Below are 17213 nucleotides of genomic sequence, written 5' to 3'. Positions count from 1 at the left end.
TCCACTCGCGAAAGGAGCTCTGACAATGAGCGGACAGCAGTCTCAGATCAATGCCGGCGGCGGCAACGGTGAGGGAGGAGACTCACAAGAGTTCGACGCTGGACAAGTCAGCATCAACAGCGCCGGAACCGATGATCTCCTCGATGAGATCGATGGGCTCCTGGAATCCAATGCCGAGGAGTTCGTGCGCTCCTACGTCCAAAAGGGCGGCGAATAAAGGTGGAACAGCGCTCCGGTAGCGCCCCTGTCTACGCACGGCGGATCATGGGCATCGAAACCGAGTACGGAATCACGGCGAGTGCTTCCCATGGCCAGCGAGTCATGTCCCCGGATGAGATAGCTCGCGTGCTTTTCCGGCCCATCGTGTCGAAGTACTCCTCCTCGAACATCTTTAGCCCCAACGCCTCGCGCCTCTACCTCGATGTCGGCTCCCACCCGGAGGTCGCCACCGCTGAATGCGATAGCCTGAGCCAGCTCATCGCGTACGAGCGCGCTGGCGATGCCATGGTCAACCGCATGGCCGTACAGGCGGAGGAAGCCTTGGCTGCGGAGGGGGAGAAGCGCGCCGTCTACTTGTTCAAGAATAACGTCGATTCTGCGGGCAATTCCTACGGCTGCCACGAGAACTACCTCATTGGCCGCCACGTGGTGCTCAAAGACCTCGGCAAGGCCCTCCTGCCGTTCATGATCACCCGCCAGCTCATTTGCGGCGCCGGGATGATTAAACCTGCCAAGGGCGACGAGCCTGCGCGTTTCGTGCTTTCACAGCGCGCCGACCAAGTGTGGGAGGGCGTGTCCTCTGCGACGACTCGCTCACGCCCCATCATCAACACCCGCGATGAACCGCATGGTGATTCGAAGCGTTTCCGCCGCATGCACGTTATCGTCGGCGACTCCAACATGGCGGAGCCCACGATGGCGCTCAAAGTAGGCTCCACGCTGCTCATGCTGGAGATGCTAGAGGCTGGCTTTGAGGTACCGGAGCTTTCGGTGCTTGATCCAATTCAGCACATCCGCACCATCGCGCTCGATTCCACCGGCCGCACCGAGCTTCCGCTCGAGGGAGGCGGCAACACCACCGCGCTCGCAATCCAGCAAGAACTGTGTGCCGCCGCAGAGCGTTGGCTGGAGCACCGCGAGGACACCGGGACACCAACGGCTGAGCTCGCACGCGTCGTCGATCTCTGGAAGCGCACCCTCCAGGCCATTGACACACAAGACTTTTCCGCGGTCGACCGCGAGATCGATTGGGTGATTAAGCGCGGCCTGCTGAACCGCTACCGCGAGCGCCTGGGCGGAGATTGGGCGCACCCCAAGCTGGCCCAGATTGACCTGACCTACCACGACATTCGCCCTGGGCGCGGTCTCTACAGCGTGCTGGAGCAGCGCGGCATGGTGGAACAGTGGATCGATGATGCAGCAATCAATGCCGCCGTCGATACCGCACCGCAGACCACCCGTGCCAAGCTGCGCGGCGAGTTCCTCGCCGTTGCCCGCGAGCTCAATGCCGCTGTGACGGTGGATTGGACGCGGATGAAAGTCAACCGCCCAGAACCCATGACCGAAGAGTTCTCCGACCCCTTCGTATCCGAGGACCCGCGCTTAGACGGGTTGTTAGACTACATGCGTTCGCACCAAGGTGCTTAAGGCCCCGAACCTCAACAAGGAACCTGCCATCATGCCGTCAGCAGATCGCACTGCGGCTCGGACACCAGTCCGAGATCGAGCCATCGAAAGGCTCACCAACCTCGCCTTTGCCCTCCACGGCGCAGCGCACCAAGGCGGCGTTCCCGACCGCAGCGCTGCCTGGATTCGCACCAACGTCGAGGGTTATCAATCCCGCAGCGACGAGGCCTTTCAGAAGCAGCTTTCCCGCGACATTGTGACGCTGCAACGCGCCGGAGTGCCGGTGGTGCACAGCAGTGGTGTGGAAGGCTCGCTGTATCGCCTTGATCCTGAGAGCTACCAGCTGCCTCCCGTGGACTTCACACCCGAGGAAGCCATGGTGTTGGGCGTTGCCGGAGGGATTGGCACCCCGGGGGGCTTGAGTGATTTCAGCTTGTCCGCGTGGACCAAACTCGCAGCCTCGGGAGCCTCCCGCGACTTGCGCGGTGCGCCCGTCTACACCGCCGTCAACGACATGACCAGGCTGAGCCCAGAGCTCGTCACCGGGGTGATTACCGCCGTGCGCGCGGGGCTGCGCATTTCCTTTGATTACTACGCCACGCCCTCAGCCAAGCCGGTTCGCCGCCACATGGATCCCTGGGGCCTAGTCAACCACCGTGATCGCGTTTACCTCGTCGGGTGGGATGTGGACCGCGAGGCACCTCGTACTTTCCGCGCTACCCGCGTGGACAACGTCAGGCGCTCGCGCGCTGCGGCCACCCACCTCGAGCCCACCGCGCCGCTGCAAGATCTCGTCGTGGAAGCGCTTGACCGGGGAGACACCGTCGATGCCCTCCTTGAGGTACCAGATGGCCAGGCCGCGGAGCTTGTCGATGCCGGACGCAGACGCGCGGATGGCCTCCTTGCGCTGACGGGCGTGCGCCGCGATTGGCTAGTGCGCACCGCCGCGGGATATGCACCAGATGTCGTGGTGATTGAACCGACAGAAGTTCGTTCAGACATCGTCGCGCTCTTGAGTGGGGAGGAATCACACCATGGCTGATCAGCCACGCAAACTGCAGTCTCTTGTTCGCTCCCTCAACCTCATCCCATACCTGCGCAACCACCCAGGGTTGACCCCGATGGAGGCGGCCGAGGATTTGGGAATGACCCCCGCTGAGCTTAAGGATGCCGTCGATAGGCTCTTCTGCTCCGGGGTGGGCCGCAATACTGAGGACCTCATCGACTTAAGCTTCAGCTACCGCGATGGCATCGAGATCTACAACGACCAGGGCCTGACCCAGGCCCTGCGCTTGACCCCAACGGAGGCCGGCGCGTTGTTGCTGACGCTCGAGTCCCTTGAGGCAATGCCGGGGCTTGTCGACGTCTCCGCAGTCCATTCCGCCGCCGCGAAGCTGCGCGAGATCATGGATGAAAAGACCGCCGCCATCTACGATTCCCTGGCCACAACGGATCCGGAGGAATCTCAGGTGCAAGCGGCGCTGGCGGGGGCCGTCGACAAGCGCCGGCAGGTCCGTTTCACCTATTGGAGCATGTCCTCCAACCGCACCAGCGAGCGCACCGTGCACCCAGCACGAATCTTCATCGTGGATGGCGAACCCTATTTGGTGGCCTGGGATGAATCGGTGGGGGAGCACCGTACGTTCCGCCTCGACCGCATGAGTGATGTTGAGGTACTCGACGCCAGCGCGACCCCGCACGTGCGCAAGCTGGATTTCAACCCCGATTCCCCCTTTGGTCTAGATCACACTTTCGTTGCGCAGCTGGAGATTCACCAAGATTTCACCTGGCTCGCAGAGCACTACGACATCACGCTCGGCGACACACTGGAAAATGGGCTGATAGCTGCAACAATGCCCGTCGGCTCTGAAGCATGGTTTAGCCGTTTCGCCCTCGGCCAAGCCGACCGAATGCGGGTCGTGGGGCCGCAAAAGCTTGTCGACGCCATTTCGGAGCATAGAAATCGGGCGCTGGAGCGTTATACTCAACTGCCAGACTAAGAGCTCTCCTGTGTGCGCCCCGTGCAGCGCTGCGCTGCATGGAAGCGTACGCTTCATCAACCTAGAAAGAAGGGGCACCCTCAATGACCGTGGGACCTTTGGAAATCGGCCTTGTCGTTCTCGTTATCGTGCTGTTGTTCGGCGCCAAGAAGCTGCCGGAGCTAGCTCGTTCGATGGGCCGCTCCATGCGCATTTTTAAGTCCGAAGTCAAGGAGATGAAGGAGGAGAACAACACTCCCGAGCAGCAGGCCCAAATTGCTGCATCGAAGAAGAACGATGAGGACTTCTGGAACAGCCCGGAAATGCAGCCGCGCGCATCCAAGCCGGTTGATGGAAATCAGAACTAATCATCTTTCTCGGTAGGCACACCACGCTCAAGGGACTTGGAACTCCAAGGGAGTGTGTGCCGCTGTGGGCTTTCTAGGGAGGCATTGCATTGAGTACCGCGAGTACACCGCCGAATCCCGCGTCTAGCGCACGCAAGCAAAAGTGGACCTCAAAGCTGCGCCGCAAGCCCAAGAATCCTACGGGGGAGATGACCCTAGTCCAACATCTCCAAGAACTGCGTCGGCGCATCGTGATTTCCTTGCTTGCTCTCGTGGTAGGCACCATCATCGGATTCATTTGGTATCAAAACGCTCCGTTTAATATGGCGCCGCTGGGCGAGATCTTGCGTGGGCCCTATTGCTCGCTGCCTGAGGAAAAGCGCATCTCTTTCACCGCGGATGGCGAATGCCGCTTGCTTGCCACCAGCCCCTTCGAAATGCTGCTGCTGCGCCTCAAAGTGGGCGCGTTGGCTGGCGCAGTAATGTCCTCACCGGTGTGGCTCTATCAAATATGGGCTTTCATTGTGCCCGGTCTGCATAAGAACGAGCGCCGTTTCACCTTCTTTTTTGTCTCCACGGCGGTAGTTCTCTTCGTGCTTGGCGCGCTTCTTGCCTACTTCATCCTTTCCGTGGGTTTGGAGTTCCTCATGGGCATGGGCTCGGAGTACCAGACCGCGGCACTAACCGGTGAGCGCTATTTCTACTTCCTGCTGACGTTGCTCCTCATCTTCGGCGTGAGCTTTGAGATCCCACTACTCGTGGTATGCCTCAATGTGATAGGTGTCCTGGAATACGATGACGTCAAGGACAAGCGCCGCATCATCATTGTCGCCATCATGATCTTCGCTGCGGTGGTGACACCCGGCCAAGAACCTTTTTCGATGTTGGTCTTGGCCGGTGCCCTCGTACTCCTCGTGGAATTGGCCTTCCAGTTCTGCCGCATCAACGACAAACGCCAGAAGCGCCAGCGCCCAGACTGGATGGATCTGGATGATGAAACAGCCTCGTCCTTGGACGAAGGTCCGGGTGCCATAGGTGCACCAACTCCGGTGTCTGCATCAACGAGCGTTTCTGCGTCTTCGCGGCCGGTATCTTCCAGGCCTGTTCCCCCGGCCTCAACGGGTGAAGCTCCGGCACCGCAGCCTCAACAGAGGAATACTCAGCCCCCGCAGAGCGGCTTTTTCGACGACGTTCTGTAAGCTGGTCAGCCTTTTTAGGGAACTTGTTCAAACGTTTCCTTGGCGCTGGGGACCGGGGCGCTAGTACGCCGTCCCTGACAGGTACCCTGGGGTCTTATGACACTGACGCATCTGGACGAGTTCACTCAAGCACTACCGTACTCACTGGATGACTTCCAGATTGAAGGATGCCAAGCAGTTGAAGCGGGCCACGGTGTTTTGGTCTGTGCGCCCACAGGCGCAGGTAAAACCGTGGTGGGTGAGTTCGCAGTGTCCTTGGCGCTGCGCCAAGGGACCCGCTGTTTCTACACCACACCTATCAAGGCGCTGAGTAACCAGAAGTACCACGACCTGGTTGAGGCACACGGCGAGGATGCCGTGGGGCTGCTGACGGGTGATGTCTCCATCAATTCTTCCGCGGACATCCTCGTGATGACCACCGAGGTCCTGCGCAACATGATTTATGCAGGATCCGGCGCACTCGACCGTCTGACCCACGTGGTGATGGATGAGATCCACTTCCTGGCGGATGCCTCGCGCGGCGCGGTATGGGAAGAGGTCATCCTCAACCTGGAGGAACACGTCTCCATCATTGGGTTGTCCGCGACGGTGTCCAATTCCGAAGAGTTCGGCCGGTGGCTAACCACCGTGCGCGGAGATACCGAGGTCATTGTCACCGACAAGCGCCCCGTCCCGCTGGACCAGTGGATGATGGTGGGGCGCAAGATCTACCCTCTTTTCGAGCCTGATTCAGGCGGCCAGGTCAATGCTGAGTTGGCGCGCCGTATCCAGCGCCTAGAAGCAGGGGATAGCGACACTGGCCGCGCGGACTACGCGCAAGACCGCGCGAGCTTTCGTGCGCGAGCCCGACACAAAGGTGGAGGACGTAATGACCGAAACAAGGATCGGCGCAGCGGCGCGCCCCGCGCGCAGGACCGCTACCGACCGCTGGGCCGTCCAGAGGTGCTCAAAGAGCTGCAGGCAATGGAGATGCTGCCGGCGATTACCTTCATCTTCTCCCGTGCGGGCTGCGATGGTGCGTTATATCAGTGTCTGCGCTCCCGCATGGTGCTGACCTCCCAAGAGGAGGCAGCTGAGATTAAGGCCATCGTCGATAAGGGCGTGGAAGGCATTCCGGAAGAAGACCTCAAGGTTCTTGATTTCAAGCGATGGCGCGAGGCGCTTTCGCGTGGCTTCGCCGCCCACCATGCGGGTATGCTGCCAGCTTTTAGGCACATCGTGGAGGAGCTCTTCGTCAAAGGCCTGGTTCGTGCGGTCTTTGCCACCGAAACCCTTGCCCTGGGCATCAATATGCCCGCGCGCACGGTGGTCCTTGAGAAGCTCGTGAAGTTTAACGGCGAGGCACACGTGGACCTGACACCGGGTCAGTACACGCAGCTCACCGGCCGCGCGGGCAGGCGTGGCATCGATACCTTGGGCAATGCCGTCGTGCAGTGGGCACCCGCCATGGATCCCACCGCGGTGGCGGGCCTCGCATCGACCCGCACCTATCCGCTCATCTCTACCTTCGAACCCGGCTACAACATGGCCATCAACCTGCTGGGCATGCTCGGCTTCGATGACTCTTTGCGCCTGCTGGAGAAGTCCTTTGCGCAGTTCCAGGCGGATGGCTCTGTCGTGGAAGAAACGCGCGAAATTGAGCGCGCTGAGCATCGGGTCCGCGAGCTTCGGGCACAGTTAGATCAGGCCGTAGATAACTTGGCTCCACCGACAATTGATGGTGAAGACCCAGCGGAGATACTCATGGACTATATGAGGCTGCGCCGCGAACTGACTGAGGAAGAAAAGTCAGCGCGTGCCTCCAAGAAAGAAGAGAGGAGCAAGGAGGTCGCGGCGGTCCTTGCCCGCTTGCAGGTGGGTGAGGTCGTCGCTATCGCAACAAAGAAGCGACCAACCCTGGCAGTTGTCATCACCCCGGCAAACCAGACCGCCGATCCACGCCCCTGGGTCACCACGGAGACCGGATGGTCAGGCCGCATCGATGCAGCCGGTATTGATAATCCGCCGATAGTGGTCGGCCACATGAAGCTGCCGCGTGCGGCGCAGAAGCATCCGCGTCGGCATACCAAGTACGTTCAGGATGCCTTCAAACGCGACTACTACAAGCGGCCTAAGAAGATGCGCACTGAGCCGCGTAATCGTCCCAACAAGAAGATCGCGCAGCTGCGCGATGCCCTCCGCGAGCACCCGGTGCACAATTGGCCGGCGACCGACCGCGAGCAGCTGGCCGGTGTGGCCCAAAAGCTCGCCCGACGCGAGCGCGAGCTCCACAAGTTGGAAGCCAAGGTGGAGCGCGCCACGGATACCCTCGGCCGCACTTTCGAGCGCATCGTGGACCTGCTGGCAGAGATGGATTACGTGGAGTTTGAAGGCTATGGCGAGGACCGCGAGCCGGTCATCACGGACGAAGGCGAGCGCTTGGCCAAGATCCATTCCGAATCCGACCTACTGGTGGCACAATGCCTCAAGCGGGGTATCTGGAATGACCTTGACCCGGCAGAGCTGGCCGGCGTTGCCTCCCTGTGCGTCTTCGAAAACCGCAAGGCCACCCGCGGCGAACCAGGTGCGGCTAGCGACGAAATGGCGGACGCCATGAACGCAACGTGGCGCATCTACGCGGAGCTTGTCAGCGATGAGAAGCGCCATAATCTGCCACAGACCCGTGAACCGGAGCCTGCCTTCGCGCTGGCCATCCACCAGTGGACGGCGGGCGCACCCTTGGCCTATTGCATGGCCGCGGCTAACGAGTCCGGCGCAGAGCTGACTCCGGGTGACTTCGTCCGTTGGTGCCGCCAGGTCATCGACCTGCTCCAGCAGGTAGCCAAGACAGGCTACGAAGAAGAGATTCGCCGCAATGCCTGGCGCGCCATTGACGCGATTCAACGAGGCGTTGTCGCCATCGGCGCTTAATTTCCTTCGACCAAGTCCAGTATCACGGTGGCTGCCGCCGCGATGGCCTTGCGGTGGGGCGCGACCAGCGCCACCGTGGCTAGCTTCAGGTTTCTCCCCAATGGGTTGAGGATGAGGGCTTGGGTTCCGATGACGGAGTCGTCGACAAGCGCTGGCCCTCCCGAGTCACCCTTGACTGCCGGAATCGTGTTGAAGACAAATCCGGCGGGGGAGACAGTGGTGCGGAAGTCGATGGACCACGTGCGAAAGAAGGGCAGTAGAAACAACCCCGTTCGCTTCTGTGCGCGACGGGACTTTCCGCCATATCCCCAGGTGTTGACTGGCGCGCGAAAATGCGGTGTGCTTTTAGCGAGCCCCGGAAGGTCCCGGGGCGGTGCTGGTATATCAAGCAGGCACACAGCTATATCGGTCCCGTCAATCGTGCGCACGGCGGTGATCCGCCGGTTGAACCCGCCACTGACTTTGTAGTGTTCACCACCGCCCACGCCATCGCGAAAGAAGTGCGCACAGGTCAGAACTAGCCGGGTTCGCTGCTGGGAGCGGGGGTTTAAGGATGCATCGATGAGCACACCCGAGCAATAGCTACCGCGGGTACGGATCTTGACGGCTGCGGGATAGGAATTCACGGCGCCCAGCTTAACTGGACGAAGGCGAGCGGTAGGCTAACTGCCATGACTGATTATGCTTCCCGCTTGGACCGCGCCCGCGCGATTGCCGCTGCCAAGGGTATCGATGTATTGCTCGTGGGTACCGGCGCAGAGTTCGCTTATCTTACGGGTTCCTGGGTCTCTTCCCATGAGCGGTTGACGTGCCTGGTCATCCGTCCCGAGGCCAAACCGATCATCGTCGCACCCAGCACCGACATTGAATCGCTTCAAGGCGTTGCTGCCCAGCTAGTGGGATGGAGTGACGGGCAGGACCCTTATGCACTGGCCTTAGACGGTACGCATCCCACCACCGTGGCTGTGGGCTCTTCGCTAACTGCGGACCACGTATTGCGTTTCCAGTCCACGATTCGACGCCAAGTCGAGCCGTCTTCGCTCACTTCGACGGATGCTCCACATGTGGAGTATGTGCTTGCTACCGAGGCGCTGGCTGGGCTCTTTAGCCGCAAGGACCCAGATGAAGTCGCGGAGCTACGCGCTGCGGCAGTGGCTATCGATGCCGTCCATGCAGAGGTGCCACGTCTCCTGCAGCCTGGCCGCACTGAGGCCGACGTAGCGGCAGATTTGCGCGAGCTTATCTTGCGCGAGCACAAAGAGGTGGACTTCATAATCGTTGGTTCCGGCCCGAATGGTGCGAACCCGCACTATGACTACGGGGAGCGCGAACTCAGCGCTGGTGATCCCGTGGTGGTGGATATCGGGGGGACGTTGCCCTCCGGCTATCACTCTGATTGCACACGCACCTACGTGGTAGGCGCAGATCCTTCTGCGGCGCCTGCTGATTTCCAGGAAGCCTATGCGGTGTTGGAAGAGGCCCAAGCTGCCGGGCGAGCTGCTGCACGGCCCGGGGCGACTGCCCAGGAGATCGACCGTGCGACACGCAGTGTGATCGAAAGCGCCGGCTGGGGTGAGTACTTCACGCACCGCACCGGACATGGCATCGGCTTGTCGACGCACGAGGAGCCCTTCATCATGGAAGGAAACGAGCTGGAGCTTGCAGAGTCCATGGCCTTCTCGATCGAACCTGGTATCTATGTACCCGGAAAATGGGGCATGCGTCTCGAGGACATCGTGGTGACCACCGAGTCCGGCTACGAGTCTTTGAACCAAGCTCCGAGGGGGTTGCGTTAATGGGCGCGCTATTGATTCTTGGTGGGCGCAGCGATATTGGCGGCGAGCTTGCACGCCGGTTGTGCGCAGGCCGCCCGGTAGTACTTGCCGCGCGGGGTGAGCACGGCATGGATGAGCTCACCTCAGAGCTTCTGCGCAACGGAGCAACGTCCGTTCACACGCTTTCCTTCGATGCCGCGGATGTGTCCTCCCACCGCGCAGTTATCGAGCAAGCTGCAGCGCTCGCGGGTGAGGACATCACGACGGCGGTTGTCGCCTTCGGAATCTTGGGTGACCAGGAGCAAGCTGAGCACGACGAAGCCCATGCCTTCGACATCGCTCTGGTTGATTATGCCGCGCAGGTATCTATGCTCACCGTGCTGGCCGACGTCATGAAAAGAGGCCATATCGTGGCCTTTTCCTCCATTGCGGGCTGGCGTGCACGGCGGGCCAACTATGTCTATGGCTCAACCAAGGCTGGCCTCGATGCCTTCTGCCAAGGTCTGGCGGATCGCCTGCAGGGCAGCGACCTAGCGCTGATCACCGCGCGCCCCGGTTTCGTTATCGGGTCCATGACACAAGGGATGAAACCCGCGCCCCTGTCGGTGACACCTGACGTAGTCGCACAAGCTGTGGTCAAGGCCGTCGAATCCTCGTCGGGTTCGCGGCCGGTGTCCCGCACGCTGTGGATCCCACGGACGCTTCAGCTGTTGGCCTGGGTCATGAAGCTTGTCCCGCGCCCCATCTGGCGGCACATGCCGCGCTAGCGATGTCCGAGCGCGGGGGAATTGGCATCGAAGATGAAGCCGCGCGGAGCAAGGACGCGGAGCACGACGTCCGCATCGCCCTCCGCCAAATCGTGGATGACCAAGCCCTGCCACGGAGTAACGGTGATCGCTGCTCCCAGCTGAGCAATGAGCCCTGCGTACTCTGCGGGCAACACGCCATCTTGGAGGCCCGCGCCGAGATCGACGCGGCCGGGCGCAGTGTGTTCGGTTAACCAACCAATGGGCACATCCGATTGCGCGAGTCCGGCAGGTGTAGCCGAGGACAACCGGTCAATGGCCTCTGGATTCTCAGCGGAGACCTCGTCCACGTAGTCCACGAGCTGCGAAATCGCGTCGCATAATCCCAGCGCCGGTCCAGTTGCTGCCCCCTCACGGATGAGGCGTGCGGAGTCGGCTTCCTCGACCTGCCCTGCACTGCCGCCGGATAGTTGGAGTCCCGCCGCCACGCCGTGTGCGAGGAGATCGCCAGCTCCACCATCGACGCCGAAGACCGCAGCGCGGGTGATAGCCGGGGAGGTTCCTTCCTCTTCAGATAAGGCATCAGCAACGCGCTGCGCTACCCGGCGCGCCTGAAGAGAGAGGGGAGAGGCCAAGACGTGGGCAGCGGCGGTGGGGAGGGGGACGTCGCCAAGCGCCTGCTCGTTACTCACGCCGCGCACACTGATAACACTGTGCTGCTCTAGGTACACATAGCCATCGCCATGTTCACGGGCGGCCTGGCCCAGTGCTAACCACTGCTCGGGCGTGACGACGCCGCCGGCGGGGTGGAAGCGCATGGTCTCGGATTCAGGATGCTTCGACTCAGTGAGGGACATGGTGCGCAAGTTTAATCGTTACGGGAGGGTCGCCAGCGAACCGGCAGGTCCAGCAAGTATGGTGGGCTGCATGCCGTTTCTTCTGTTCATCGCGTACATCCTCCTCGAAACCCTGGCGTTTTGGGCAGTCGCCGAGTGGATCGGTGTGCTGTGGGCGCTGCTTGCTTTGGCGTTAACCATGCTGTTCGGGATGACGATTGCCAGCTGGGAAGTGCGCCGCATGATGGCCAGCCGCATCCGGCAGACCGAAGACGGCGTCTATGTGATGGAGGATCCCACCCCAGGCAAAACGGCCGGCAATGTTGGTCTGACCATGGTGGGCGGCATCCTGCTTTCGCTGCCTGGGTTCGTCTCCACTGTTTTTGGCGCTCTGCTCATCTTTGCGCCCACGCGCTCCATAATCCGCACGCTCCTTGCCGCATCGATGTTCAAAAAGATTGAGGACATGGGCGTGCGCGTGTACGAGGCCTCGCCCATGTCGCAGCACCGCGATTCCTATGGTTCCTTCGGCACTGTTGGTGGCAATACAGCCGGCAGCGGGATGGATCAGTCAGGCCAATCGCACGAAGTCTTGGATGAAGAAGAAATCCGCTCGTGGACTCAACACGTTAAGCCCGAGGACTTCGAGGACGGAAGCAAGTAGTGCTCCCCATATTCGCGCGGCTTGTTCTTGCCGCTCTGTCGGGCGCGGTCACGTATCTTTCGGTGGAACCACGCGGCTGGTGGGCCGCGGGGATCATTGGGATGGCCATGCTGGTGGCAGCGCTGGCGCCGTGGAGAAAGCCCCTGCATCTAGGATGGGCAGTACTCATCGCCATAGTCCATAGCGCTGTCTTGTACCTCTTCACGCTGCCGTGGATTGGTGAGCTCGTGGGCAACATGCCTTATATTGCGCTCGCTATCTTCCTCTCGCTGTACAGCATCCTCCTCGGCGTCGGTGGGGCAGCACTGCTGCGCTTGCGCTATGGGTTCGCGCTCTTTCCCTTTTTCTACGTGGCGGTGGAAATGCTGCGCTCCTCCGTACCTTTTGGAGGCTTTGCCTGGGTGCGCCTGGCATGGGGTCAGATCGAAGGACCGTTGGCCAACCTCGCCCCGTGGGGTGGTCCCGCGCTCATTACTTGTGCGGTCGTCTGCATGGGCGCGGGTCTGGTGGGGCTTGCGCGCGCGCCACGGTTGGCCTGTGCCCTCTTAGCGGTGCCGTTGCTTGCCGGACTTGTAGCTGCGCAGGGCGTGAATCGCCCTAGCCATACCACGGGTACTGTGACGGTAGCCGCTGTCCAGGGAAACGTTCCGCGGCTTGGCCTCGACTTCGCCGCGCAGCGCCGCGCGGTGCTGGATAACCACGTCCGCGTCACCGAACAGGCAGCCAAGGATGGTGCACGGCCTGACATCGTCATCTGGCCGGAGAACTCCTCCGATATCAATCCTTTTGCCAACGACGACGCACGGGCGCTTATCGACGCCGCCGCCCACGACATCGACGCCCCCATCCTCGTCGGCACGTTAACGCGCGATGAGGTCGGTGCGCGCAACACCATGCAGGTATTCAACCCGGATGGATCGGTGGGGGAGCATCACTACAAGAAGTACCTGCAGCCTTTTGGCGAAACGATGCCGATGCGTGACTTCTTTGCGCGGATTACCGATTTGGTGGATCTCGCAGGCGACATGAAACCCGGTGACGGGCCAGGAATGGTGACCATGGCCGGAACTGCGGTCGGCGTTGCCACCTGCTACGAGGTGAGCTTTGACCAGGCCTTTCGAACCGCGATTAACAACGGGGCGCAGATTCTCACGACGCCAACAAATAACGCCACGTTCAGTGATTCCGATATGACCTACCAGCAGTTGGCCATGAGCCGTCTGCGCGCCATGGAAGCAGATCGCGCCGTCGTTGTGGCGGCCACGTCAGGGGTCTCGGCCATCGTGCACCCAGATGGTTCCGTGAGCCAGGACAGCGGCATCTTTGAACCGGCTTATCTCGAAGAAGAGCTTCCGCTCCGAGAGGGGCGTACATTTGCGGTGCGTTATGGTTCGCTCCTGCAGTGGCTCATGACTATTATTGGAACGGTCTGCGCGCTGTACGCGATCTATTCCACCCGCTTGTCCGGACGGCGCAGCGCGCCTTAAAGCAGAAACCAAAAGGAGCAAGGAACTAGTGAGCTCGACCCGCGAATCTACTCTGGTCATCATCCCCACCTACAACGAGATTGAGAACCTGCCGCTGATTACCGGCCGCGTGCGCAAGGCCACCCCGGAGGTTCACATCCTGATCGTGGACGATAACTCCCCGGACGGCACCGGAGAGGCCGCGGACAAGCTGGCCGCCGAGGATTCTCACCTGCACGTCCTTCACCGCGAGGGCAAGGGCGGCCTCCTCGGCGCCTACATCGCCGGCTTCGAGTGGGGCCTGGAGAAGGACTACCAGGTGCTCTGCGAGATGGACGCGGACGGCTCCCACGCCCCGGAGCAGCTGCATCTCTTGCTCGAGGAGATCGACAAGGGTGCTGACTTGGTGATCGGTTCTCGCTATGTGCCGGGTGGAGAGACTGTGAACTGGCCGGCCAACCGCGAGCTACTGTCCCGATTGGGCAACAAGTACATTTCGGTGGCGCTGGGCGCTGGCATCAACGACATGACCGCTGGATACCGCGCCTTCCGTCGCGAACTGCTAGAGCACCTCGACTTTGAGGAACTATCCAACGCCGGCTACATCTTCCAGGTAGATGTTGCCTTCCGCGCCATCAAGGATGGCTTCGATGTCCGCGAGGTTCCGATTACCTTCACCGAGCGCGAGCTGGGCGAATCCAAGCTGGACGGCTCCTTCGTCAAGGATTCCCTGCTCGAGGTGACCAAGTGGGGAGTCGCTCACCGCTCCGAGCAGGTCAGCGACTTCACCTCGGAAGTATCCAAGATCACTTCCCGCACAGTGAAGGATATGGAGCTTGGTTCCAAGGCCGCCACGGCTAAGAATGCCGTGTCTGACTTTGTGTCCGAGGTATCCAGCCTGGTTAAAGGAATGCTCAGCCGTTAAAATCCAGTCTCTCCAAGGAAAGGCACGCTGACCTTTCGAGCCTCGCATAAGGCAAACAAGCCCGAAAACCTGTCATGGTTTTCGGGCTTTTGCGGTAATAACCACCACCAGTGCTAATGTCGTAGGTGGCACTTTATCTGGTGCACAGTGACTTGCTTCACTTCATTCTCACACTACGGATCGTTCGGCACGTACCTGCCGATGGAGGAGAGTATGCTATGGCAACCGTAACGTTCAAAGATGCGTCCCTGACCTACCCAGGCGCTAAGGAACCCACCGTCAAGAAGTTCAACCTGGAAATCGCCGATGGCGAATTCCTCGTCCTCGTCGGCCCCTCCGGCTGCGGTAAGTCCACGACGCTGCGCATGCTGGCCGGCTTGGAAAACGTCACCGACGGTGCCATCTACATCGGCGACAAAGACGTCACCCACGTTGCCCCGCGTGACCGAGATATCGCCATGGTCTTCCAGAACTATGCTCTCTACCCGCACATGACCGTGCGCGAGAACATGGGCTTCGCCCTGAAAATCGCCGGCAAGTCCCAGGACGAAATTAACAAGCGTGTCGACGAAGCCGCCGCCACCCTGGGTCTTACCGAATTCCTTGAGCGCAAGCCGAAGGCCCTGTCCGGCGGTCAGCGTCAGCGTGTTGCCATGGGCCGCGCAATCGTGCGTAACCCGCAGGTCTTCCTCATGGATGAGCCGCTGTCCAACCTCGATGCCAAGCTGCGCGTGCAGACCCGTACCCAGATCGCAGCCCTGCAGCGCAAGCTTGGGGTTACCACCGTCTACGTCACCCACGACCAGACTGAGGCCTTGACCATGGGTGACCGCATCGCTGTACTGAAGGACGGTTACCTTCAGCAGGTTGGCGCACCCCGCGAGCTCTACGACCGCCCCGCCAACGTCTTCGTCGCCGGCTTTATCGGCTCCCCGGCAATGAACCTGGGCACCTTCTCTGTCAAGGACGGTAACGCAACCTCCGGCCATGCTCGTATCAAGCTTTCCCCGGAAACTGTCGCTGCGATGACGCCGGAGGATAACGGTCGCATCACCATCGGCTTCCGCCCAGAGGCCCTCGAAATCATCCCCGAGGGCGAGTCCACCGATCTCTCCATCCCGATCAAGCTTGACTTCGTGGAAGAGCTTGGTTCCGACTCCTTCCTCTACGGAAAATTGGTGGGCGAAGGTGATCTCGGCTCCTCGAGCGAAGACGTTCCCGAGTCGGGCCAGATCGTCGTTCGTGCAGCTCCGAACACTGCGCCTGCCCCGGGCAGCATTTTCCACGCACGCATCGTGGAAGGCGGCCAGCACAACTTCTCGGCGTCGACTGGCAAGCGCCTCCCTTAAGCCCATATGCCGGCTGACCCGCGGAACATGTCGCGAACGTCAGCACGGCTGTGGCAAAGCTCTAGGCCAAAATCAGCAAAGAAGGTGGAGTGACTCGACATGAAAGAGTCCATGAGCATCACCTCTTCGACGTACGCGTCGGCATTGCTGGCGTTGCCTTGGGATACGCCCCTGGAACAGTGGCCCGATGATCTCATCGCCGCACTGCCCAGGGGCATTTCCCGGCATATCGTGCGTTTCGTGGGGATCAATCGCGGCATCGTCGCAGTCAAGGAGATTGGTGCGCGTACCGCTCACCACGAGTACAAGATGCTGCGTGAGCTGCAGCGCCTCGGCGCTCCCAGCGTGCGTCCCGTTGCAGTCATCACGGGACGCCAGCCGGCTGTAGAAAGCTACGGAGAGCTCACCGCAGCTCTGGTGACTGAACACCTAGAGTTTTCTCTTCCGTACCGCGAGATCTTCTCGCGGCACCTGACAGTCGTCGAAGCGGAGAAGCTCATCCGTGCCTTGTCGGTGCTTTTGGTGCGGATGCACTTGCTGAATTTCTACTGGGGTGATGTATCGCTGTCGAATACCCTTTTCCGGCGTGATGCCGAGACTTATTCGGCCTATCTTGTCGACGCCGAAACAGGGGAGTTCCAGCCCAATCTCTCCGAGTCACGCAGGCTTTACGACGTCGACATCGCCCGCGTCAACATCATCGGTGAGCTCATGGACTTGCAGGCAGGTGAATGCCTAGATCAAGATATCGATGTTATCGCCCTCGGAAGCTTGGTCGAGAGTTCCTACCTTGAATTGTGGACAGAGCTGACCGCCGAAGAATCCGTAGATGCCAGCGAGTACTGGCGCGTTTCCGAGAGGATCGACCGCCTTAACCAGCTGGGTTTCGACGTGGGGGAGCTCAAGGTCACCAAGGACGAGTCGAAACAGGTCGTGCGCATTCGCCCTGTGGTAGTCGATCCCGGCCACTATCGTTCGGAGTTGTTGAGCTTGACAGGGCTGAGCGTCGAGGAGCACCAAGCGCAACGCCTATTGGGCTCTATCCAGGCCTATCAGGCCATCGAGTGCGGCCCTCATGTTGGGCTGACCCAGGCGGCGCACTTGTGGATGACACACGAGTATGAACCGACCATTGCTGCGGTTCCCGTCGAGATGCTCCACAAGCTGGAACCGGCACAGATCTTCCACGAGATCGTTGACCACCGCTGGTTCCTCGCCCAAGAGAGGGGAGAAGCCGTAACCCTCCCGGAAGCCACGGCGTCCTATCTCTCTTCCGTATTGCCCGCCCGCCGCGACGAGGCTCGGCTGCTTCAGACGCCGGCACCGAATGACGACTTGTCATAACCGCCCGTGTGCCCCAACACCGCTCAATAGCTCAAGTCTATCGAGCC

The 17213-nt window shown here is 60.8% G+C and carries 16 protein-coding genes; 14 read left to right on the top strand and 2 right to left on the bottom strand.

Annotated elements, in window-relative coordinates; all coding sequences use genetic code 11:
• Window positions 1-25 precede the first annotated feature (25 nt).
• The 7 genes from HMPREF2808_RS02065 (at window position 26) to HMPREF2808_RS02035 (ending at window position 8061) form a co-directional block, all read left to right on the top strand.
• Window positions 26-217 carry a ubiquitin-like protein Pup gene (locus HMPREF2808_RS02065; RefSeq protein ID WP_070520514.1) on the top strand — a complete coding sequence of 64 codons (192 nt, stop codon included), beginning with the start codon at window positions 26-28 and terminating at the stop codon, window positions 215-217.
• Between the two features lie 47 nt (window positions 218-264).
• Entirely contained in the window at window positions 265-1647 is a 1383-nt protein-coding gene (gene pafA, locus HMPREF2808_RS02060; RefSeq protein ID WP_070520512.1) for a Pup--protein ligase, read from the top strand.
• Between the two features lie 31 nt (window positions 1648-1678).
• A complete protein-coding gene (locus HMPREF2808_RS02055; RefSeq protein ID WP_070520509.1) occupies window positions 1679-2668 on the top strand; it encodes a helix-turn-helix transcriptional regulator in 990 nt (329 codons plus the stop codon).
• Window positions 2661-3626, top strand: a complete 966-nt coding sequence (locus HMPREF2808_RS02050; protein ID WP_070623421.1) for a helix-turn-helix transcriptional regulator — start codon at window positions 2661-2663, stop codon at window positions 3624-3626. The genes HMPREF2808_RS02055 and HMPREF2808_RS02050 overlap by 8 nt, the downstream gene beginning before the upstream one ends.
• A gap of 83 nt (window positions 3627-3709) precedes the next feature.
• A complete protein-coding gene (gene tatA, locus HMPREF2808_RS02045; protein WP_070520503.1) occupies window positions 3710-3973 on the top strand; it encodes a Sec-independent protein translocase subunit TatA in 264 nt (87 codons plus the stop codon).
• 188 nt (window positions 3974-4161) lie between these two features.
• Complete coding sequence (gene tatC, locus HMPREF2808_RS02040; protein ID WP_070623419.1) at window positions 4162-5151, top strand: twin-arginine translocase subunit TatC; 990 nt, start codon at window positions 4162-4164, stop codon at window positions 5149-5151.
• 96 nt (window positions 5152-5247) lie between these two features.
• A complete protein-coding gene (locus HMPREF2808_RS02035) occupies window positions 5248-8061 on the top strand; it encodes a DEAD/DEAH box helicase (protein WP_070623416.1) in 2814 nt (937 codons plus the stop codon).
• On the opposite strand, the gene HMPREF2808_RS02030 is transcribed toward HMPREF2808_RS02035, so the two are convergent.
• Window positions 8058-8687: a serine protease gene (locus HMPREF2808_RS02030; RefSeq protein ID WP_246818419.1), complete on the bottom strand. Its 630-nt coding sequence runs from the start codon at window positions 8685-8687 to the stop codon at window positions 8058-8060. The two genes, HMPREF2808_RS02035 and HMPREF2808_RS02030, sit on opposite strands and share 4 nt — an antisense overlap.
• A gap of 45 nt (window positions 8688-8732) precedes the next feature.
• On the opposite strand from HMPREF2808_RS02030, the gene HMPREF2808_RS02025 reads away from it, so the two are divergent.
• On the top strand, window positions 8733-9857 hold the full coding sequence (locus HMPREF2808_RS02025; RefSeq protein ID WP_070520494.1) for a M24 family metallopeptidase: 1125 nt from the start codon (window positions 8733-8735) through the stop codon (window positions 9855-9857).
• Entirely contained in the window at window positions 9857-10603 is a 747-nt protein-coding gene (locus HMPREF2808_RS02020) for an SDR family oxidoreductase (protein ID WP_070520492.1), read from the top strand. Before HMPREF2808_RS02025 ends, HMPREF2808_RS02020 begins: the two co-directional genes overlap by 1 nt.
• Here the strand turns inward: HMPREF2808_RS02020 and HMPREF2808_RS02015 are convergent.
• Window positions 10600-11439: a cobalamin biosynthesis protein gene (locus HMPREF2808_RS02015; protein WP_070520490.1), complete on the bottom strand. Its 840-nt coding sequence runs from the start codon at window positions 11437-11439 to the stop codon at window positions 10600-10602. The genes HMPREF2808_RS02020 and HMPREF2808_RS02015 overlap by 4 nt on opposite strands.
• A 70-nt stretch (window positions 11440-11509) precedes the next feature.
• Here HMPREF2808_RS02015 and HMPREF2808_RS02010 point away from each other — a divergent pair, with 70 nt between their 5' ends.
• The 5 genes from HMPREF2808_RS02010 (at window position 11510) to HMPREF2808_RS01990 (ending at window position 17166) form a co-directional block, all read left to right on the top strand.
• Window positions 11510-12082, top strand: a complete 573-nt coding sequence (locus tag HMPREF2808_RS02010) for an FxsA family protein (protein WP_070565285.1) — start codon at window positions 11510-11512, stop codon at window positions 12080-12082.
• Window positions 12082-13569, top strand: a complete 1488-nt coding sequence (gene lnt, locus HMPREF2808_RS02005) for an apolipoprotein N-acyltransferase (protein WP_070520484.1) — start codon at window positions 12082-12084, stop codon at window positions 13567-13569. Before HMPREF2808_RS02010 ends, lnt begins: the two co-directional genes overlap by 1 nt.
• 28 nt (window positions 13570-13597) lie before the next feature.
• Window positions 13598-14473 carry a polyprenol monophosphomannose synthase gene (locus HMPREF2808_RS02000; RefSeq protein WP_070520481.1) on the top strand — a complete coding sequence of 292 codons (876 nt, stop codon included), beginning with the start codon at window positions 13598-13600 and terminating at the stop codon, window positions 14471-14473.
• A 218-nt stretch (window positions 14474-14691) separates the two neighbouring features.
• Window positions 14692-15822 (top strand): ABC transporter ATP-binding protein, encoded by a 1131-nt coding sequence (locus HMPREF2808_RS01995; protein ID WP_070520478.1) that lies wholly within the window; start codon window positions 14692-14694, stop codon window positions 15820-15822.
• A 99-nt stretch (window positions 15823-15921) separates the two neighbouring features.
• A complete protein-coding gene (locus HMPREF2808_RS01990; RefSeq protein WP_070520475.1) occupies window positions 15922-17166 on the top strand; it encodes a DUF4032 domain-containing protein in 1245 nt (414 codons plus the stop codon).
• Window positions 17167-17213: the final 47 nt, after the last annotated feature.

This window comes from Corynebacterium sp. HMSC078A10 (genome assembly GCF_001811565.1).
Classification (GTDB): Bacteria; Actinomycetota; Actinomycetes; order Mycobacteriales; family Mycobacteriaceae; genus Corynebacterium; species Corynebacterium hesseae.
Note: the sequence above shows the minus strand (reverse complement) of the source record. Positions and strands in the feature narration are given on the sequence as shown.